This is a genomic window from Flavobacterium sp. TR2, from assembly GCF_025252405.1.
Taxonomy (GTDB): Bacteria; Bacteroidota; Bacteroidia; order Flavobacteriales; family Flavobacteriaceae; genus Flavobacterium.
This window is the reverse complement of record NZ_CP104307.1, coordinates 2,111,440-2,132,539: the sequence shown is the minus strand read 5'-3', so window position 1 is coordinate 2,132,539 and position 21,100 is coordinate 2,111,440. Positions and strand designations below refer to the sequence as shown.

At 35.0% G+C, this 21,100-nt stretch carries 17 protein-coding genes and 1 tRNA gene; 10 read left to right on the top strand and 8 right to left on the bottom strand.

Annotated elements, in window-relative coordinates; translation table 11 throughout:
• Positions 1–150 precede the first annotated feature (150 nt).
• Positions 151–2,790, bottom strand: a complete 2,640-nt coding sequence (alaS, locus tag N4T20_RS09695) for an alanine--tRNA ligase (protein ID WP_260672818.1) — start codon at positions 2,788–2,790, stop codon at positions 151–153.
• Positions 2,791–3,067: 277 nt separating this feature from the next.
• On the opposite strand from alaS, the gene N4T20_RS09690 reads away from it, so the two are divergent.
• The 8 genes from N4T20_RS09690 (at position 3,068) to N4T20_RS09655 (ending at position 10,593) form a co-directional block, all read left to right on the top strand.
• Positions 3,068–4,045: a M23 family metallopeptidase gene (locus tag N4T20_RS09690; RefSeq protein ID WP_260672817.1), complete on the top strand. Its 978-nt coding sequence runs from the start codon at positions 3,068–3,070 to the stop codon at positions 4,043–4,045.
• Between the two features lie 49 nt (positions 4,046–4,094).
• A complete protein-coding gene (locus N4T20_RS09685; protein ID WP_012023968.1) occupies positions 4,095–4,427 on the top strand; it encodes a MerR family transcriptional regulator in 333 nt (110 codons plus the stop codon).
• Positions 4,428–4,461: 34 nt separating this feature from the next.
• The gene (locus N4T20_RS09680) at positions 4,462–5,046 is read left to right on the top strand and encodes a LemA family protein (protein WP_260672816.1); all 585 of its coding nucleotides are present in this window, start codon (positions 4,462–4,464) and stop codon (positions 5,044–5,046) included.
• A 53-nt stretch (positions 5,047–5,099) separates the two neighbouring features.
• Positions 5,100–5,537, top strand: coding sequence for a TPM domain-containing protein (locus tag N4T20_RS09675; RefSeq protein ID WP_260672815.1), 438 nt, complete (start codon positions 5,100–5,102; stop codon positions 5,535–5,537).
• A gap of 3 nt (positions 5,538–5,540) precedes the next feature.
• The gene (locus N4T20_RS09670; RefSeq protein WP_260672814.1) at positions 5,541–6,377 is read left to right on the top strand and encodes a YgcG family protein; all 837 of its coding nucleotides are present in this window, start codon (positions 5,541–5,543) and stop codon (positions 6,375–6,377) included.
• A 93-nt stretch (positions 6,378–6,470) separates the two neighbouring features.
• The gene (locus tag N4T20_RS09665; protein ID WP_012023964.1) at positions 6,471–6,884 is read left to right on the top strand and encodes an RrF2 family transcriptional regulator; all 414 of its coding nucleotides are present in this window, start codon (positions 6,471–6,473) and stop codon (positions 6,882–6,884) included.
• Positions 6,885–7,141: 257 nt separating this feature from the next.
• Positions 7,142–9,703 (top strand): TonB-dependent receptor, encoded by a 2,562-nt coding sequence (locus N4T20_RS09660; protein WP_260672813.1) that lies wholly within the window; start codon positions 7,142–7,144, stop codon positions 9,701–9,703.
• Between the two features lie 146 nt (positions 9,704–9,849).
• Entirely contained in the window at positions 9,850–10,593 is a 744-nt protein-coding gene (locus N4T20_RS09655; RefSeq protein WP_260672812.1) for a DUF2490 domain-containing protein, read from the top strand.
• Positions 10,594–10,781: 188 nt separating this feature from the next.
• Here N4T20_RS09655 and N4T20_RS09650 read toward each other — a convergent pair whose 3' ends face one another.
• The 3 genes from N4T20_RS09650 to era all read right to left on the bottom strand — a co-directional run bounded on the left by N4T20_RS09650 (position 10,782) and on the right by era (position 16,080).
• Positions 10,782–13,460 (bottom strand): outer membrane beta-barrel protein, encoded by a 2,679-nt coding sequence (locus tag N4T20_RS09650; protein WP_260672811.1) that lies wholly within the window; start codon positions 13,458–13,460, stop codon positions 10,782–10,784.
• Positions 13,461–13,617: 157 nt separating this feature from the next.
• Positions 13,618–14,931 carry a ribosome biogenesis GTPase Der gene (gene der / locus N4T20_RS09645; RefSeq protein ID WP_260672810.1) on the bottom strand — a complete coding sequence of 438 codons (1,314 nt, stop codon included), beginning with the start codon at positions 14,929–14,931 and terminating at the stop codon, positions 13,618–13,620.
• Positions 14,932–15,198: 267 nt separating this feature from the next.
• Complete coding sequence (gene era / locus N4T20_RS09640) at positions 15,199–16,080, bottom strand: GTPase Era (RefSeq protein WP_260672809.1); 882 nt, start codon at positions 16,078–16,080, stop codon at positions 15,199–15,201.
• Between the two features lie 117 nt (positions 16,081–16,197).
• Between era and N4T20_RS09635 the strand changes: the two genes are divergently transcribed.
• Positions 16,198–16,270 (top strand) — tRNA-Met (locus tag N4T20_RS09635).
• A gap of 64 nt (positions 16,271–16,334) precedes the next feature.
• Here the strand turns inward: N4T20_RS09635 and N4T20_RS09630 are convergent.
• The 4 genes from N4T20_RS09630 to N4T20_RS09615 all read right to left on the bottom strand — a co-directional run bounded on the left by N4T20_RS09630 (position 16,335) and on the right by N4T20_RS09615 (position 19,036).
• Complete coding sequence (locus N4T20_RS09630) at positions 16,335–16,835, bottom strand: DUF1772 domain-containing protein (RefSeq protein WP_260672808.1); 501 nt, start codon at positions 16,833–16,835, stop codon at positions 16,335–16,337.
• 2 nt (positions 16,836–16,837) lie between these two features.
• Positions 16,838–17,464: an NAD(P)-dependent oxidoreductase gene (locus tag N4T20_RS09625; protein ID WP_260672807.1), complete on the bottom strand. Its 627-nt coding sequence runs from the start codon at positions 17,462–17,464 to the stop codon at positions 16,838–16,840.
• 77 nt (positions 17,465–17,541) lie between these two features.
• On the bottom strand, positions 17,542–18,312 hold the full coding sequence (locus tag N4T20_RS09620) for a helix-turn-helix domain-containing protein (protein ID WP_313771887.1): 771 nt from the start codon (positions 18,310–18,312) through the stop codon (positions 17,542–17,544).
• 172 nt (positions 18,313–18,484) lie between these two features.
• Entirely contained in the window at positions 18,485–19,036 is a 552-nt protein-coding gene (locus N4T20_RS09615; protein WP_260672805.1) for a GNAT family N-acetyltransferase, read from the bottom strand.
• Between the two features lie 331 nt (positions 19,037–19,367).
• Between N4T20_RS09615 and N4T20_RS09610 the strand changes: the two genes are divergently transcribed.
• Positions 19,368–20,930, top strand: coding sequence for a serine hydrolase (locus N4T20_RS09610; protein ID WP_260672804.1), 1,563 nt, complete (start codon positions 19,368–19,370; stop codon positions 20,928–20,930).
• Positions 20,931–21,100 lie beyond the last annotated feature (170 nt).

Here is a 21,100-nt window from a genome sequence, read left to right as displayed (position 1 = left end):
TCCAGCTAAAGCCGGACGCAATTCAATCCATATTAAACACAAAACCCGACAGGTTTTAAAAACCTGCCGGGTTTGCTTTTAAAATATTGTAAAAAAACTTAGTCCCGAAGCTTCGGGATAGTCCCTTAGCATCTCAGAATCTTAAAATCTCTATTTAACAAAATCAACCGCTTTAGCTAAAGCCTCTCCAATTCCGTCAACATTTTTACCTCCTGCAGTTGCGAAGAAAGGCTGCCCTCCTCCTCCTCCTTGGATGTATTTTCCTAATTCGCGAACAACTTGCCCAGCGTTTAAGTTTTTCTCTGCTACAATTTCTTTAGAAATGTAACAAGTCAGCATCGGTTTTCCTTCGTGAGCAGTTGCGAAAACCACAAATAAGTTGTTGTAAGAACCGCCCAATTCGTAAGCTAAATCTTTAGCGCCTTCAGGGTTTAAATCTACTTGTTTTGCTAAGAACTGAACTCCATTGATTTCTTGCAATTCTTTAGCCAAATCAGCTTTCATATTTTTTGCCTTATCTTTTAATAAAGCCTCCAATTGTTTTTTCAATTGCGCATTTTCGTCTTGCAGTGCCAAAATCGATTTTACTGGATCTTGAGCATTTTTAAGCGCTTCTTTAATTTCAGCTAAAGAAACAGCTTGCGACTCAAAGTATTCTTTTGCCGCTTCGCTTGTAATCGCTTCAATCCTTCTGATTCCTGCTGCAACAGCTCCCTCAGAAACAATTTTAAAATGCCAGATATCAGATGTGTTTGCAACGTGAGTTCCTCCGCATAATTCGACAGAATCTCCAAATTTAATGGTGCGAACTAAATCTCCATATTTCTCACCAAACAAAGCAATTGCACCATCTTCAAGAGCCTGCTCTTTCGGAATCGCTCTTTTTTCGATCAATGGCAAACTCTCACGAATCCTTGCATTTACGAAGTTTTCTACCTCTACTAATTCCTCATCGGTAACTTTAGAGAAATGAGAAAAGTCAAAACGCAATGAAGCATTTCTTACCATCGAACCTTTCTGCTCAATATGAGTTCCTAAAATCTTACGTAAAGCCTGGTGCAGCAAGTGTGTAGCAGAGTGGTTTGATGAAGTTTTAGCTCTCTGATTAGCATCAACAACCGCGTTAAAAGTTCCTGTAAGGTTTTCTGGTAACGATTTTGCTAAATGTATTGTTTGGTTATTTTCTTTTTTAGTATCGACAATATAAACAATATCACCGTTTTGAGCTTCTAAATACCCTTTGTCTCCCGTTTGTCCTCCGCTTTCTCCATAAAATGGCGTTGCATTGAAAACCAATTGGAAAACCTCTCCATCTTTTGCGCTTTCAACTCTACGGTATTTCGTGATTTTCACTTGTTGCGATAATCTGTCATATCCAACAAATTCCTGAATATCATCTTCAATAATTACATTCCAATCTCCAGCCGTAACTTTTGATGCAGCACGAGATCTTTCTTTCTGCAATTGCAATTGCTCTTGAAATCCTTCTTCGTCTAATTTTAATCCTTTTTCAGAAAGGATCAAAGCAGTTAAATCAATTGGAAAACCGTATGTATCGTACAATTCGAAAGCTTTTTTACCGTCGATTGTATCTCCTGTATTATTTAAAATTACAGCATCTAAAAGAATTAATCCTTGATCTAATGTTTTTAGGAATGAATTTTCTTCTTCACGAATAACATTTGAACAAAGTGCTTTCTGCGTTCTGATTTCTGGGAAAGAATCTCCCATCTGCTCGCTTAAAGTCTCTACCAATTTATAGATAAACGGCTCTTTTGTTCCTAAGAAAGTAAATCCGTAACGGATAGCACGACGCAAAATCCTACGAATTACATATCCCGCTCCGGTGTTAGAAGGCAATTGTCCGTCAGCAATAGCAAAAGCTACAGCACGCACGTGATCTGCAACCACACGAATAGCGATATTCATTTTATTTTGTTCTTCACTAATGTTTGTTACTTCATTAGGTGTATATTTTGCTCCTGTAATCGTTTCTATTTCTCTAATTAAAGGCATAAAAACATCAGTATCATAATTAGATGTTTTTCCCTGCAAAGCCATACACAAACGCTCAAATCCCATACCTGTGTCTACGTGTTGAGCAGGAAGTTTTTCTAAGGAACCATCAGCTTTTCGATTGAATTCCATAAATACGTTATTCCATATTTCAACCACCTGAGGGTTATCGCCATTTACTTCACCTTTTCCTGGTTTCAGCGCTTTTTCTTCTTCAGAACGCAAATCAACGTGAATTTCAGAACAAGGTCCGCATGGTCCTTGATCTCCCATTTCCCAGAAATTGTCTTTTTTATTTCCTAGAACAATTCGGTCTTCGTCAATTAATGTTTTCCAAATATCCCAAGCCTCTTGGTCAAACGGAACGTTATCTTCTTTGCTTCCTTCAAAAACAGAAACATAAAGGTTCTCTTTAGGAATTTTGTACACTTCTGTCAGTAATTCCCAAGCCCAAGTGATTGCTTCTTTTTTGAAATAATCGCCAAAAGACCAGTTTCCTAACATTTCGAACATAGTGTGGTGGTATGTATCAATACCTACTTCTTCAAGATCGTTATGTTTTCCTGAAACACGAAGACATTTTTGCGTATCGGCTATTCTTGGACTTTTTGGAGTTCCGTTTCCTAAGAAAAATTCTTTAAACTGGGCCATCCCCGAGTTATTGAACATTAGGGTTGGGTCGTCTTTAAGAACAATAGGAGCTGAAGGAACAATAGTATGCCCTTTACTCTCAAAAAAATCTAAAAATTGTTTACGTACGTCTTGTGATTTCATATTTAAATTAGAAAAATGTGTCAATTTATTGTGTCAATTTGAAAACTAGATCATTAGCTAATATATTCATTTGATGATGCGTTAAGTTTTTTATAATGTAATCAAAAAACTTATAATTTAAACAATAAATTGCCTATTTTGCGCATTATCTAATGATAAAATAGCCCCAATATCTAATCATTAATTCTTGTAAAAAAAGTATCTAACAGCTGAAACATTTAGCAGTTTTATGCGACTAACTTATTTTACAGGGAGCAAAAATAGCGTATTTTAAAATATGGCGAAAGTAAAATATTATTACGACCCAGAAAATCTGGCTTATACGAAAATAAAAACCAGAAAAAGAATTAAAATTGGTTACGCCTTACTGTTTTTATTAGCCTCGGCATTGTTTGGCTTTTTAGTTTTTGTCCTTTTAATTAATACGCCTTATTTTGAAACTCCCAAAGATCGTTTGCAGGCGCGCGAAATTGAAAATTTAAAGCTTCAATATTCGATTTTGAATAAAAAACTGGACGAAATTGACGAAGCCGCAGACGCATTAGAAGAACGTGACAATAATATTTATCGCGTTTATTTTAACAAAACTGAAATTCCAGATTCAATTCGGAAAGCCGGTTTTAGAAATTCTGACAAGTATAAAGCTCTAGAGGGATATAACAATTCTCAATTGGTTTTGAATGCGACAAAAAGAGTTGACAAACTTTCGAAACAATTGGCGATTCAGTCCAAATCTTTAGATGAAATTTTAAAATTGGCTGGAGCCAAAGAAAATTTATTGCTAGCGATTCCTGCCATTCAGCCAGTTCGAAATGAAAATTTAAAACGAGTCGCGTCAGGTTTTGGATATCGCATTGACCCTTTCACGAAAGTGCGAAAAATGCATAACGGAATGGATTTCACCGCCAATACGGGAGCGCCCATTTATGCAACAGGCGATGGAGTGGTCGAAAGAGCTGACAATACTGCATCTGGATACGGAAACCATATCGTGATCAGGCACGGTTTTGGATATGAAAGTTTGTATGCGCATTTAAGCAAATACAACTGCCGTCCGGGACAAAGGGTAAAACGTGGAGATGTTATCGGCTATGTAGGAAGCACTGGAAGATCTGAAGGCCCGCACTGCCATTATGAAGTGCATAAAGATGGAAAAGTGGTCAATCCGCTGAATTTTTATTACGGAAATATTTCAGCTGTCGAATATGTGGCGATTTCGCAAATGGCAAACCAAGAAAATCAATCATTAGATTAATAGTACAAAAAATAGTATTTTTGAAATAAAAATAGAAAAAAATCGAACCATGCATATTGAACTTTCTAAAGATAAAAGATATTACAGTATTGGCGAAGTAGCCAAAGCTTTTAATGTCAATGCTTCTTTGATACGATTTTGGGACAGCGAATTTGACATTCTAAAACCTAAAAAAAATGCCAAAGGAAATAGAATGTTCACCCCAGAAGATATTACGAATCTCCAATTGATTTATCACTTAGTAAAAGAAAGGGGATTTACGCTTGAAGGCGCCAAAACACACTTAAAAGAAGGTCAGAAGAAAACGTTAGATAAATTCGAAATAATACGTAAATTAGAGTCGATAAAAACGCAACTGAACGATATAAAAAACGAATTGTAATTAAAAATAGAAATAAACTTAAATCAAAACAAATATGAAAAAGTGGTTAATCCCTGTAGGAATTATTGTAGCGCTTATTGCTATTATCGCATTTTGGTCGATTGGTATTAAAAATACCGCTTTACAACACAGCCAGGCTGTAAATAAAGAGTGGGGAAATGTTCAGACGGCTTACCAAAGACGTAATGATCTTATCGGGAATTTAGTAAACACTGTAAAAGGTGCCGCAGATTTTGAAAAAGGAACTTTAACTGCTGTAATTGAAGCTCGTGCAAAAGCTACTTCGGTAACAATTGATCCAAGCAATGTAACTCCAGAACAGTTAGCGCAATTCAACCAAGTTCAAAGCGGGGTAACTTCATCTCTATCAAAATTATTGGTTTCTGTTGAACAGTATCCAACTTTAAAAGCTAATGAGAACTTCTTGAAACTGCAAGACGAATTGGCAAGTACTGAAAACCAGATTTTAACAGCTAGAACACGTTTTAACGAAGCTGTACAGGTTTACAACGGCTACATCTTGTCTATTCCTAACAAATGGTTCTTGAGCGAATACAAAGAAAAACCATACTTTGAAGCTTCTACTGGCGCAGATAAACCTGTTGAAGTAAAATTCTAAGGAGTTTTAGACCACAATCTAAAATCTAAAATCAGCAATCTAAAATTACTCAAATGTCAAAAGTAGAAGATTTTTTAAGCAAAGAAGAAGAGCAGGAAATTGTTGAAGCTATTCGCATGGCCGAAAATAATACTTCTGGCGAAATTAGAGTACATATAGAAAAAACAACTTCTAAAGTCCATTTTGATCGGGCTTTAGAAGTTTTTCACGAATTGCGAATGGATGAAACTAAATTGAAAAATGGAGTGCTGCTCTATTTTGCAGTTGAAGACAAAAACTTTGTGATTTGCGGCGACAAAGGAATTAATGATTTGGTATCTAATGATTTTTGGGATTGCACCAAAGACATTATGGTAAATCATTTTAAAGCCGGCAATTTTAAACAAGGAATTGTTGACGGCATTCTGAATGCCGGAGAACAGCTCAAAAAATACTTTCCTTCTCAGGAAGACGATATCAACGAATTATCTAACGAAATCTCAAAAGGATAAATAATGAAAAATTCCATAAATAAAATCTCAAATCAAAATAGAATTTTTCAGATTACTCTTTTGTTTATCGCATTTTTTATCAGCAATACGATTTTTGCACAATTTGAGATTCCGCCAAAACCTAGTTTTCAGACTTCTGTTTACGATTATGCCAACATTTTAAGTTCGACCGAAAAAGCGCAATTGGAAGAAAAACTAATCCGCTACTCGGATTCTACCACTACTCAAATTGTTGTTATTACTATTGAAAGCCTAAAAGGCGAAGATGTAAGCCAGCTGGCAACTAAGTGGGGTCAGACTTGGGGAATTGGAGGAACAAAAGAAGATGATAACGGAGTTGTAATTCTTTTGGCAAAAAATGAAAAAAAGATTGCAATTAATCCTGGTTATGGATTAGAAGATCGTCTAACGGCGGGAATTGGAGGTACAATCATCAGAAATATTATCATACCAGAATTTAAAGCGGGAAGCTTTTATAATGGCCTTGATAAAGGAACTGATGCTATTATTGATGTTTTTAAAGGAAAATACAAAGGCGAACGCAAACAAGCAAAAGGGCAAGACTTTCCTATTTTCCCTTTTATAGCAATTGTTGTAATTGTTTTAATCTTACTGTCTCGAAATAAAAGAGGCGGCGGAGGAAATTCTGGCAACAATGGCGGTGGAGGCCCTAGCCTGCTCGATGTTATTATTCTAAGCAATCTTGGAAGAAGTGGCGGAGGCGGATTTGGAGGCTTCGGAGGCGGATCATCTGGCGGAGGTTTCGGCGGTGGCGGAGGCTTCGGAGGCGGATTTGGCGGTGGAGGTTTCTCTGGCGGCGGATCTAGCGGAGGCTGGTAATTTATTCTGGTTCTAATTTTCTTTGTTTCAAGTTTCAAGTCTAGGTTTCCATATTAAAAAATCATACATTTACATTTTACAATTTATTAATAGATGTTATCACATAAAGCAAAATACGCCCTTAAGGCCTTACTTTATTTAGCAGAACAAGACGAAAATCACATTTCTAGAACTGTAGAAATTGCTGATGGCGCTAACATTCCCAAAAAGTTTTTAGAGCAGATTTTGTTAGATCTAAAACGCGGACGTTTTGTAAGCAGTAAGCAGGGAAAATTTGGAGGATACTATCTAATTAAATCAAAAAATGACATCACTTTGGCAGAAATTCACCGATTATTTGACGGTGCAATTGCACTTTTGCCATGCGCTTCTTTAAATTTTTACGAGCCTTGCTCGGATTGCAAAACCGAGTCTGAATGCAGTCTGCGTCACGGTTTAATGCTGATTAGAGACAAAACTTTGAAGGCTATGGAAGGCATCACAATCGCCTCACTAGTAAAAAAATAAAAAAATATCTCATAAAGTCTAGTAAATCGATAGAATTAATTATATATATTTGCCAAAAATAATTAACTAATCATTTACAAAATTTTAACTCTTAACTCATGAAAGTACATTCTAGTCAATCAGGTGGAAAAAATCTTTTGCAAAAAAATTATAATAATAAATTCACAGCTGCAAATGCTGTTTCATCTATGATGTGTATGTGTTGGTAAAAAAAATTTAATTTTAAATTCTACTAATCACATATACTTAATATAAAAATGAAAACATCCCTAAAAAATATCTTTACATTACTTGCAGTTTTAACTTTCTCAATCTCTTTCGCCCAAAAAATTGAAGGAGTTGTAACTACTGATCAAAATACGCCTTTAGAAGCAGCCAATGTGGTCATTAAAGGAACAACTTTTAGCACAATTACAGATTCTGAAGGTCGATTTTCAATAGAATCTCAAGGAAAATTACCTGTTACACTTTTAGTTCAATATATTGGCTATAATACTGCCGAACTTGAAATCACTGCCATTCCAGCTTCGCCAATATTGGTTACTTTACGCGAAGAAAACAAACTTGTTGAGGTTGTAGTTTCTTCCAGAAGAAGAATAGAAAAAGTGCAAGATGTGCCAATTGCCGTTTCTGTCGTTACAGGAAAACAAGCAGAAGCAGCAGGAGCATTTAATGTTAACCGCATTAAAGAATTGGTTCCATCGGTGCAATTATATTCATCTAACCCAAGAAATACTGGAATCAACATTAGAAGTTTAGGTTCTCCATTTGGACTTACAAATGATGGTATCGATCCAGGAGTTGGTTTTTATGTTGACGGCGTTTACTATGCCCGCCCAGCAGCGACTACTTTAGATTTTATTGATGTAGAGCAAATTGAAGTATTGCGAGGTCCTCAAGGTTCTTTATTTGGAAAAAATACGACTTCAGGTGCTTTTAATATTACATCTCGCAAACCAAGTTTTACAACTGGTGCCAATTTTGAATTGAGTTATGGTAATTATGCTTTTTTACAAGCTAAAGCTTCTATAACAGGCGCACTAGGAAAAAAAGTGGCAGGACGCTTATCTTTTTCAGGAACTCAGCGTGATGGTTTAATTGACAATATTGTTACAGGAAGATCAACAAACACTTTAAACAATCAAGGTTTTAGAGGACAATTATTATGGACTCCTACAGAAAATACAAATGTTACTTTTGCAGGAGATCTTACGACACAGCGTCCTGACGGATATGCACAGGTTGTTGCTGGTGTTGCTCCGACTCAAAGAGCTGCATACCGTCAGTTTGATGCTATCATTAAAGATTTAAATTATCAATTGCCAAGTTTAAATGCTTTTGACCGCAAGATAGATCATGACACTCCTTGGCGTTCTGGACAAGATTTAGGAGGAGTTTCGTTAAACATTGACACCAAAATTGGTGGCGGAACGCTTACTTCTACAACAGCTTGGCGTTTTTGGAACTGGGATCCTTCAAACGACAGGGATTTTACAGGATTGCAGGTTTTAGCTAAATCTCAGAATCCAACAAGACAAACTCAGGTTACGCAAGAGGTTCGTTATGCCGGACAACTGACTTCAAAAATTAGTGGTGTTGCAGGGGTATTCTTTATCGATCAGACTTCTCAGACAAATGGTACAGAAGAATCAGGAAATGCTCAATGGAGATTCTCTCAAAGCTCAACTAGCCCTCTATGGAAAACTCCAGGTCTTTTTGAAGGCTACGGAATTCATACAGATGCGAGAATTAGAGCTTCTAGTGCTGCGGTATTTGGTCAAATTGACTGGGCTTTAACTGAGCGCTTCCATATTTTACCGGGTTTAAGATATAATTTTGACAAAAAAGATGCTCATTATGCCCGTAAAACTTATGGGGGGCTTCAAACTACAGATCCTGCCCTATTGGCTTTGAAAAAATCAGTATACTCAGATCAGGCATTTGATTCTGATACAGATAACACAGACTTTTCTGGAAACATAACGCTTACTTATAAAGCATCTGACAAGATTAACGTTTATGGAACATTCGCGAAAAGCTACAAACCTGTTGGGGTAAATGTCGCTGGACTTCCATCAAATTCTGCTGGACAGCCGATGACTGAACTTGCGGTGATTAAACCTGAAAAAGTGTATCATTATGAATTTGGCGTAAAAACTTCTCCGTTTAAAAATTCAATATTCAACCTTACGTTCTTCAATACAGACATTAAAGATTTCCAAACCAATGTACAAGCGGCTGAATTAGGCGTAAATCGCGGATATCTTGCAAATGCAGATAAGGTGCGTGTGAGAGGTGCAGAATTGGATGCTAGTTTTGTTATCAACTCGCATTTGACTATCAATGGTGCGGCAACTTATACAGATGGCAAATATGTTAAATTTACAAATGCTCCACTTCCACTAGAAGAAACAGGACTTGTTGTGAATGGAGTTCAAGTAGCTTATAAAGATGTTTCTGGAACAGAATTGCCAGGCGCTTCAAGATGGGCAGGTTCACTTGGAGGTGAGCTTTCTGATAATGCAAGATTCTTTGGTAATGCTGGAAAAATTTTCTTAGCTGCTGATGGATATGCTCGTTCTGAATTTTCTTCAAGCCCTTCGGCTTCAAAATATTTGGTTGTACAAGGCTATGCGATCTTTAATGCCCGTTTAGGTTTCCGTGCTTCTCAAGGTTTATCTATTCAAATTTGGGGAAGAAACCTTTTCAATAAAGATTACTATGAGCAATTATTGCCTGCAAGTGGTAACACAGGTCAATATGCTGGGGTTCTTGGCGATCAAAGAACTTACGGAGTTACATTTAGGTATTCGCTGTAACATGGTTAGTTAATTTTAGTATTAAATAAGAGATGCATTCTAAAAATGTGTCTCTTTTTTATTTCACAAAAAAAACTTCAAAACAAATTTTAAAATAGAAAGAAATAAGATCATTTGTATAAATTCGCAGCCTGAATTTATAGCTTTTGAACAGATTTTTTAAATTATTTTTCATAATACTCTTTGTATGCCAGTTTGTTACAGGGCAAAACCAAAGAAATATCGACCATCAGACTTTGACTTGGATTCGATACTACAATATTTTTCCGCTATCCGAAAAATGGGCTATTCATTCTGAATTTGACAATCGAAGCTTTGTAAATCCCGTTCATGAAAACCTTTTTGTTATAAGGTCACAAGCTCGGTACAGAGCGACTAAAATGATGGATTTTGGCGCTGGATTTGCTTTTTTCAGCGTGAATACTCAGAACCCAAACATTGATCCTGATTATTCTGTTCCCGAATATCGTGCACAACAAGACCTTACTTTAATTAATGATATTGCTAAAATCACTTTTCATAACCGTTTTCAGCTGGAAGAACGATTTATTCAAAAAGCAGATAAAAACGGACTGAAAGATGAATTTTCATTTGCTTACCGATTCAGGTACCGTTTGCAATCCATGTTTACGATTTGGGAAAAAGAAGGCAGAAGCATAAAAGGCACCATTTCTGATGAAATCTTATTCAATTTCGGAAAAGACAACCGCAGAAACACATTCGATCAAAATCGGTTTTATGTTGCTTTACGTTATCATTTCAATCCAAATCTTGGTTTAGAATTGGGCTATTTAAAAAACTTTCAAAGACGCGCCAGCGGTGTAGATTTCTATGATCGCGATATTATCAGATTTACGGTTTATCATAGGATTAATCGGAAAAAGCTATGAGTTATGAGTTGTGAATTGTGAATTGTGAATTACAAAAAAAGCCTGTCAAATTAATTTGACAGGCTTTTTTTGTAACCTCTGAACCTTTGTTCCTCAAGACCTTTGTTCCTTAAAAAACTAAGATCCTCTCTGTTTTCTTCCTTTTTTGCTTTCGGCAAAATTTCCAATTTTGTAAGCCAAAGAAAACATTACGTAACGTTTAAAACTGTATTTTCTTCATCTCGGATCGAAGTTGGTGAAATGGTTCGTGTTGCACTTTGATTCTGATTCAAAACATCGTACACTTTTACTTTTGCATATAATTTTTTATCTAAAAATCCGTAAGAGAGACTGGTATTCCAAAGGAAAAAGTCCTTTTTGAAATCGTCTGAAATATTCGAATTATAAGTATATCCAAAGTCATTTCCAAAAATTAAATTTGCTGGCCAATAAGACGTTGTCTGCATATTAATTCTGTGAATCACATTTGAAGTGGCATCTCTTGAATAATTTTCATAACGCGTTTCGTTATACGATAAACTATACGACGGCGCAATCGAAAGCACTTCTCCGTAATCATAAGAAGCATAAATGCTTGGCGTTACTACAACCGATTTTGCATAATACAAAACAGCGTTGGTAAATCCTTTATCAAAATTATAATTACCGCTTAAACGCAAACCGTATCTTATGGTATGGGCATCTTTTTTAATCTGCTGGTTCCAGTTTCCTCCAAGCGAAGCTGAGTAAGTTCCTGAAATATTTACATAAGTCGTGTTTCTTTTTCCACTATCATCATAAATCGAAGTAGAAACAACATCATTGTTGTAATAATCTCCCTTAAGAAATAAACTGTAACCGGAGCGTGTTCTAAAGTCAAAGTTTTTAAAATCTATCCCCGCGGTACTTTTCTCAATCGGATTCAGATTTGGATTTCCTATCACACTATTCAATGGATTATTTAAATCTGCAACCGGCATTAATTGCGTTGCTGACGGAAGCGCATTAGAATAATCGTATTTGAAGGTTAAGTTTTTAGAACGGTTGAATTTGTATCGAAGCTGTGCCGTGCCATAAGGCAGCATATATCTCTTATTCAAGTCTGTAGCTTGATTTAAGTAAAAAGAATGGTTATCAAACTCCACAATTGATGTTCTCGAATTTACATTCAGCGTAAATTTACTTTTCTGCCACGTAATACCCACTTTTGGCGTAATCGAATTTTGCTTTGATGTGGTATAGTTGGTCAGCGATAAATTTAAATCTGAATATTCTTGCGATGTTTCATCAAAATTAAATGTCTTTTGATCGCTCATAGAACTTTGCCAATTAAAATCGGTTCCGAAACGCAGTCTCAGTGAATCTGTTACTGGTTCTGTATATTCTAGATCAAGCGAATATGCATCACTTTTTGAGGTGTTTTTTGCATTCTGATTTCTTTCATCATTTGGCTTATTATCCTGATAAAAAATAGTCTCTGAAATGTTAATTCCGTTCGAATCGTTTTTAGTGTTATTGTTATTAAAAACCACACTTAAATTTCTCGATTGCTTGTTGAAAGTTTTATTGAAATTAATACTATTTGCAAAACTGGTATTTGAACTTTCTGAGTGTGATGTGGCTGTACTTTCGTTCAATGCATCGCCATTTTCATTTTCAGAAAAAGTCGAAGAAGAAGAGTTATTATTTGATTGAGACAAATTCAATTTAGGAGCAAAAACAATCTGCATAGTAGGATTGATTTTGTATTCCAACTCAAAATTGGCTTTGTTTCCTGTATTTTCATTTCTGGTTTTAGAATCGGCTTCGGTTAAAATATTTCCTGTCGGCAATAGACTAAGCTGATTGGATTTGCTTTCGTTTTTAGTTACTGCATTTGTAAAATTGTAACTGCTCATAAACTCCAAATCTTTTGTCCAGTCATCAGAATAATTAATTCCGGCCAAAGTAGATTGCGTAATTCCTTTTCCTCCACTGCTCGCGCCTTGGCTGCCGCCCTTAGCATTTCGTCCGCCTCCCATATTATCAAAAACCTCATCCATAGAAAATCCGGTTGAGTTGATATTGTTTGAAGAAGCCAATACGCTTATTTTCTGTTTATTTTTGAAAAAGTTCATCATTAAACTGCTCTCGTAGCGTTCGTCTGAACCATATCCGCCAAGAACTTTACCAAAATATCCTTTATTTTTCTTTTCGTCAATTGTGATATTTATACTCGAATAATCTGAAGTCGATTCTTGTTTGGACAATTCTTCTTTTTTGGTTTTAAAATCAGAAACCTGAACTTTTTTAATAATATCAGCCGGAAGGTTTTTAATGGCAATAGCTCCATCTTTATCAAAAAATGCTTTACCGTTGACTAAAACCTGATTGACTTCTCGTCCATTTACTGTAATTTTTCCTGTGTTATCAACATCAAATCCTGGCAGCTGCTTCAGCAAAGTCTCAACATTCGCATCTGGGCGCACTTTATACGAACCAGCATTAAACTCTAAAGTATCTTTTTTAATAGTAATAGGTGGTGCTTCGCTTTTAATTATCACTTCATTTAAAACATTTGCGTTTTCAAGCATATACAGTTTGCCAAAGTCTTTGCTTTCTGTAAGCCCCTTTTGTTCTTCGTAATAAGCTTGGTATCCCGTATAATTTACTTTTAAGAAAACTGGCTTGTCATACTTTTTAGTGTTAATAATAAAATTTCCGTTTTTATCGGTCGTAGCATATTCAATGATAGTTGAATCTTTTACTGCGGTAAAATAAACGGTGGCAAGTTCAAGCGGAAGCTGTGAGTTAATATCAACTACAGTTCCTTTAATAATGATATTGTTTTGGGCGTTTGCAGAATAAACAAAAGCTAAAAACAATAAAAGTGAATAAATTCTGGTCATAAAATTAGGTTAGTTAGAACAGTAAGACTTAAAAAAACGCAAAAGGTTTAATTGTAATTTTTACATTTATTCAAATATAATGCCAATAAAAAATTGATTTTGTAATTATATAGACACCAAACATAAAAAAATCCCCTATTCAAGGGGATTCTTTTTTTTATTTTTCTCTGATGTAAATATCGATTGGAACTCCTGCAAAATCCCATTTTTCACGAATTTTATTCTCAAGGTATCGCTTATACGGTTCTTTTACATATTGCGGTAAATTGGCAAAAAATACAAACTGAGGAGTTTGAGTTGGCAATTGCATACAATATTTAATTTTCACATACTTTCCTTTCATTGCTGGCGGCGGGTAAGCTTCGATTACCTTCAGCATATATTCGTTGAATTTTGAAGTCGAAATTCTTTGTTTTCTATTTTCGTAAACTTGAACTGTTGCTTCAAGAGCTTTCAATAAACGTTGTTTTGTTAAAGCAGAAACAAATAGAATAGGCACATCTGTAAATGGCATTAGTTCTTTTTTGATTTTCTCTTCGTAATCACGTGTAGACATAGTATCTTTTTCTACCAAATCCCATTTGTTTACCAAGATTACAACACCTTTACGGTTTTTCTCTGCCAGCCAAAAAATACTCTGATCCTGACCTTCAAATCCACGTGTTGCATCAATCACCAAAATACAAATATCAGCGTGTTCGATTGCACGCACAGAACGCATTACAGAATAAAACTCTAAATCTTCCTTAACTTTTGCTTTACGGCGAATTCCGGCTGTATCAACCAAATTAAATTCGAAACCAAAACGGTCAAATTTAGTGTCAATAGCATCGCGAGTTGTTCCAGCAATATCTGTAACAATATAACGGTCTTTACCAATCAAGGCGTTAATGAAACTAGATTTTCCAGCATTCGGACGTCCTACAACAGCAAAACGAGGCAATTCTGTTTCAGGTGCAACAGGCTCTGGTTTTTCAGGGAAAGCTTCGATCAAAGCATCCAATAAATCACCTGTTCCGCTTCCCGAAATACTCGCGAAAGTATAATATTCTCCTAAACCAAGGTTATAAAACTCTACTGCGTCTTTTTCGCGCATAGCGTTATCCACCTTATTTACAGCCAATAAAACTGGTTTTGTTACTTTACGAAGCAATTTTGCAACAGTTTCATCCATTGGCGTAATCCCTTCTTCAACATCAACCACAAAAATGATAACATCAGCTTCGTCAATAGCAAGCTCTACCTGCTTACGGATTTCACCCTCGAAGACGTCATCAGACCCTCGAACATATCCACCTGTATCAATGACAGAAAACTCTTTTCCGTTCCACTCGCTTTTACCATAGTTTCTATCACGGGTAACCCCAGATACTGAATCTACAATAGCTTCTCTTCTTTGTATCAGCCTATTAAACAGGGTCGATTTCCCCACATTAGGTCTTCCTACTATCGCAACAATGTTATTACTCATTTTTTTGTTTTTTAGTCCCGAGGCTTCGGGGTTAGACTTTAGATTTCAGACTCTTAGCTTCCTAAAAACCTAATCACTTATAATCCAAAATGCCTTATTTAAATTTTTTGCAAAGGTAGTTAAAAAAAATTGCTATCCCGAAGCCTCGGGACTAAGTTTCTTCGTACCTAAGTTTTTATTACTTTTTGTTTCAAGTTTCAGGTTTCAAGTTAAACGTCAAGTATAAAACTTGTCTCTTGAAACCTGAAACTTGAAACAATTAAAACTTTATTGATTATACCCGAAACGTTTCAGCATATTAGCGTTGCTTCTCCAGTTTTTGTTCACTTTTACATAAAGCTCAATGTGAATTTGCTTTCCGAAGAATTTCTCTAAATCGGCGCGGGCATCTGTTCCCACTTTTTTCAAAGCGGCGCCTTTATGCCCAATAATGATTCCTTTTTGCGTATCGCGTTCCACCATAATCACCGAACGAATTCTGATAATATTCTCTGTTTCATGAAATTCTTCTGTTACGATTTCTACTGCATATGGAATTTCTTTAGCATAATTCAATAAGATTTTCTCACGAATAGTTTCATTAACAAAAAAACGTTCTGGTTTGTCTGTCAATTGGTCTTTAGGATAATAGGCTGGTGATTCTGGCAGCAACTCGATAATTCTTCCGAAAACTTCTGGAACGTTGAAATTCTGCAAAGCCGAAATCGGGAAAATTTCTGCATTTGGCACTTTCTCTTTCCAAAAAGAAACTTGCTGTTCCAATTGTTCTTGATTTGAATTATCAATTTTATTTAAAAGCAATAAAACCGGAATCTTGGCATGAATGATTTTCTTGAAGAAGTCTTCATCTTTTAGGTCCTGCTCGCCTATTTCGACCATGTAGATTAAAATGTCAGCATCTTCAAAAGCCGATTTTACAAAGTTCATCATCGATTCCTGCATTTCATAGGCAGGCTTAATGATTCCTGGAGTATCAGACAAAACCAATTGAAAGTCTTCTCCGTTTACAATTCCAAGAATTCTATGACGTGTAGTTTGTGCTTTTGATGTAATGATTGACAATCGTTCTCCAACGAAAGCGTTCATCAATGTTGATTTTCCAACATTTGGATTTCCGATAATATTTACGAAACCTGCTTTATGTGACATTTTTTGCTTTATTTATTTTGCAAAGGTAGTCATATCAACTCAATACAGAAAATAAAACATTTTTTTAAGTTTTCGTTGGATTTTTAAAAAATCGACGTATCTTTGCACCCGAAACATCGCGGGATAGAGCAGTAGGCAGCTCGTCGGGCTCATAACCCGAAGGTCACAGGTTCGAGTCCTGTTCCCGCTACTAAAAGAAAACACCACTTACTACAAGTGGTGTTTTTTTTGTTTATACCAATTTATATTTCGTATCAATTACTTTTTAGCTTATACCCATTATAAACACAGGCTAGAATAATAAAAAACACGCTGCATAAGGATGATAGGGATCTTATGTTGTTCCAAAAATTCCAAGGGTCTTCGAAGATATTTCTCATTTGTCTTGCGCTTGCGCTTGAGGCATTTGTAATTTCAAACAGCTCCAGCTTATTATTTAGAGGAACGTTTATAAACGCCGTTACGGCAAACACACCTACTGAATAAAATAGAGTAGCTATAATGAGCAACAGAAATGATTGCTTCTTGTAGTGCAGAAAACTGGTAATGGGAAGCATAATCAAGGTTCCGAAAAAACAAATGAAAAATGGTATATTCTGAATCTCTCGATTGATGTTCTGCATGGCATTTAGAAATTCCTTATCGCTTAGTTTTCCCAATCCCAAACTCACCGAAATTGAGTATGAAAAGAAAAGTCCAGCCATGAATGCTGTTATCGTTGCCGTAATAATTAATAAAATATTTGACGCTCTCATTTTTAATTGGAAATACTAACTGTTCTTTTTAAATATTCATTGCTATTTAGTTGACGTATCATAAAATCTGCAACTTCCTTACGGGCAATTTTCAGATTGAGTTTTTTATAACTTCCATCAAAACCAATGCGATAAGTATTGGTAATTTGATCATCCGTAAAAGCACTAGGCCTAACAATTGTATAATCCAAACTACTGTCCAAAATATATTTTTCTTGTAATTTATGGTCTTGAAATGCTCTTTTTAGCAACATTCCGAACATAATATGTTTCCAAATAAAATTAAGATTTTCATAGCTTTCGCCCAAGCCGAGCGTCGTTTGGCAAATCAGTCTATTTAATCCTTTTTTTCTCATCGCCTCAATAATGTTTTTTGTTCCTTCTGCACGTATTTTACCTTTTCTGCCATCGCCTAAGGCACAAAAAACCGCTTCTTGATTCTGCACCGCGTTTTCAACATCATTCAAACTCAAAACATCGCCTACATGAATATGAAGGTTAGGATGAGAAATGTTTTGCATTTTTTGGGGATCACGAACAAAAGCTGTTACTACATCTCCATTTTTTAATGCTTGTTTTACGATTTCAATGCCAACTGTACCTGTGGCTCCAAAGATTATTACTTTCATTTTGTATCAATATTTAAGATTAGTGATACAAAATTGCAACAGATAAATGTTCTAAAATAGAATAAAAGCGACAGTGATTATTTCTCAAATGATTTTGGCGTTTTGCCAGTAAAAGCTTTAAAAACTTTTATAAAATGAGATTGGTCTGAAAATCCATTTTGATATACAATATCGGTATGTTTTTCATAATCTTTAACGGTCAATTGGTCCAATGAGGCTTGAAATTGGATAATCTTAGCAAACTGCTTAGGAGTAAGACCTGTTTCTGCCAGAAATCTTCGCTCAAAGGTGCGAATATTGAACTTTAATTTACCGGCAATTGAGCGGATATTTTCCTGACCTTTTGTTTGCAAGATGTATTCTATACCTTGTCGTATTTCAAAATCAAGATTTTCTTTTTTCTTTTCAAAATATCGTAAAAGCAATTTCGATATAATTTCAATTTTATCTTTTACGATTTCACTCAATTCTAGATGCTTTTTAAGCCACCTTATATCTTCTTCAGCATCATCAAAATAATAGCAATTATCATTTATGCTCTGGGGCTGTATATCGAAAAATGTCTTCAAAACATAGGGATACAACTGAAAGACGATAATAAGAAATGCGCCCGAAATCTCAAGCTCAATTGGTAGAATTGTTTGGCCGTAGAGAAAGACTTCTGGCATCTTTTTATCATGAGGCTTTACGATCAATCCGTGATCAGTTTGCTGAAACATCAAACCTGGACAGCCATCTGCAAAAAAAGGCAATGTCGTATGTATATTTTTATCTTCATTTTCAAACACCCAGATGTTTTTCACAAAAAGCGAAATAGAGTCTTCGGGAACAATATTTTGATAGTTCATATTCTTATGATTACCGTTTATAAAATAATTGTCAATGAGATTTTATACATTAAATATCTGAAAATTATTCAAAACAAAGTTAGAGACATTTATAAAAGATATGTTAATTCAAATGATCTAATACTAAAACAAAAGCTTCAGATTTCTCTGAAGCTTTTGTCTACTTGATCTCTTACTCAATCTTTATTAAATTATCTTTTAGTTTAGCATAAATTTCAAGGCTTATAAACTTGCCATTTTTAATTTCGCAGTTTTTCATAGTCCCTTCGTATTGAAAATCAAGTTTAGCCATCACACTTTTGCAATTCTTATTTTCCGACTCCACAAATGCTTCAATTCTGTTAAGTCCTAAACTGCCAAATCCATACTTACAAATTAACGGTATTGCTTCTTTGATAATTCCTTGTCCCCAAAAATTTGGAATTAACCAAAAACCGATTTCTGCTTTTTTATGTTCTTTACTTAAATTATTCAAGCCGCCTGCTCCGTAGAATGTTTTATTATCAGCAGAGCAAATAGCAAACCAAATTCCCGAATCGTTTTTTTCAAGGTTAGCAAAAAAAGACATTTGTTCTTTAGTTGATTCCAATGTTTGAAAATTCACTCCATAATATTTAATAACTTCTGGATGCGAAAGTCCTTTGAAAACATTTTCAAGATCACTATCAGCAAATTGTCGCAGCAAAAGTCTTTCGGTTTTTATAGCTGGAAATTCTTTCTTCATGATTTTTTGTTGGTTTCTGATCATCAATTTTCGTAGTCAAGGACTAACCGCTAACTTATTTTTGTATTCGCTAATTACAGCAACTCTTTTAATACTTTTTTTCCATTTTCGTTATTTGGATTTTTCAAGTATTCTTCAATCAACTGATTTGTTTTTTCATTTTGATTGATTTGATTGAAGATTGATTTTTAAACGAAAATAATGAAATATTATTACTACAATTAAAGATATTTCTTATATTGGTTATTCATGAATTTCAATTACAAACCAAATTATTTCTTATTTAAAAATTCTATTTAACTATTTACCACAAGTCCAAAATCAAACTAATATGAAAAAAGGGAGAATCCGTTTAGCTTTATCACTTTTTATTTGTTTTGCCTCTTCAACATCATTTGCTCAATTATCATCTGCTAAAATCGATTCTTTAATGCAAAATGCTCTCCAAAAGTTTAAAGTTTCTGGAGCATCAATTGCAGTAGTAAAAGATGGAAAAATAATTCACTCAAAAGGATATGGAGTTAGCTCTATTGAAACCCAAAAAGCAGTAGACGAATACACTAATTTTCAAATTGCATCCAATACTAAAGCTTTTACAACAGCTGCATTATCGATTTTAGAAGACGAAGGCAAATTGAAATGGACTGACAGAGTTAAAGATCATTTGCCTGAATTTAAAATGTATAATGATTATGTTACAGAGAATTTTAATATTCAGGATTTAGTAACGCATAGAAGCGGACTTGGATTAGGCGTTGGTGATTTGATGTTTTTTCCTGACGAATCTAACTTTACAGCGCAAGATGTGATAAAAAGTTTTCAGCATTTCAAACCTGTTTCTGCCTTTAGAACCAAGTTTGATTATGATAATTTACTTTATATAGTTGCTGGGGAAATAATAGCAAAAGTTAGCGGAATGAGTTATGAACAATTTGTACAACAAAGAATTATCACTCCTTTACAAATGAATCATACTTTCGTTGGAAGTTTACTGACTGACAAAACAAATCTTGCTGTACCTCATTCTTCAACATCTGGAACCATAAAAAACATTGACGCCTATGATATAGGAATAGCAAATGCTGCAGGAGGCATTTACTCTAACGTTGCTGATATGGCAAAATGGATGATGGTACGCTTAAATAAGGGTAAATATGGAGATGATCTAAAGTCGTCGCTATTTTCTTTAAAAAATCATGAAGAAATGTGGCGTTTGCACACCATCATGCCTACAGATTCTGACCCGAGATACAATTCTCATTTTAATGGTTATGGTTTAGGATGGTTTATATCAGACTCAAAAGGGAATCTTAAGGTCGAACATACGGGAGGCTTGCCAGGAATGCTATCAAAAGTGACGCTGTTTCCTGATCTGAACTTGGGAATTGTGATTCTAACGAATACTGAAAATGGCGGTGGCGGACTTTTTACTGCGGTATCAAATACTATTGAAGACAGTTATTTAGGCCTTGACGATTATGGCTGGACAGATAAATTAGTCCAATGGATGAGTGAAGACAAGAATAAAAGTGATGACGTAACCAAAAATGTGTGGAAAAAAGTAGCTTCTGTAAAAAATGTCAAAATAAAAAATGAAGACTTTATTGGTATTTATGAAGATAGCTGGTTTGGAAAAGCAGAAGTATTTTTAAAAAACAAACAATTGTGGATCAAATGCCTACGATCTCCAAAGTTAAACGGTCCAATGGCTTTTTACAATGCCAACACATTTGCTGTAAAATGGGAATACCAAGCCATGAATTGTGATGCTCTTGTCATGTTCTCCCTTGACGAAACTGGTAAAGCCCAATCTATTAAAATAAAAGGCATTTCTCCAGATATCGATTTTAGTTTTGATTTTCAAGATTTGGATTTCAAAAGGGTAGAAAAATAAAAACGTCTTTTTTATCGAACTTAAATTTAAGTACAGCTTCAGATTTCTCTGAAGCTTTTTTTATAAATATACTTTATCGACATAAAACCCGTTATTTCTTTACAATAATTTAATGTCATGTTTTCTCGACAACTGATTTTATATTATTAAATGTTTTCTTAAATTCGCAA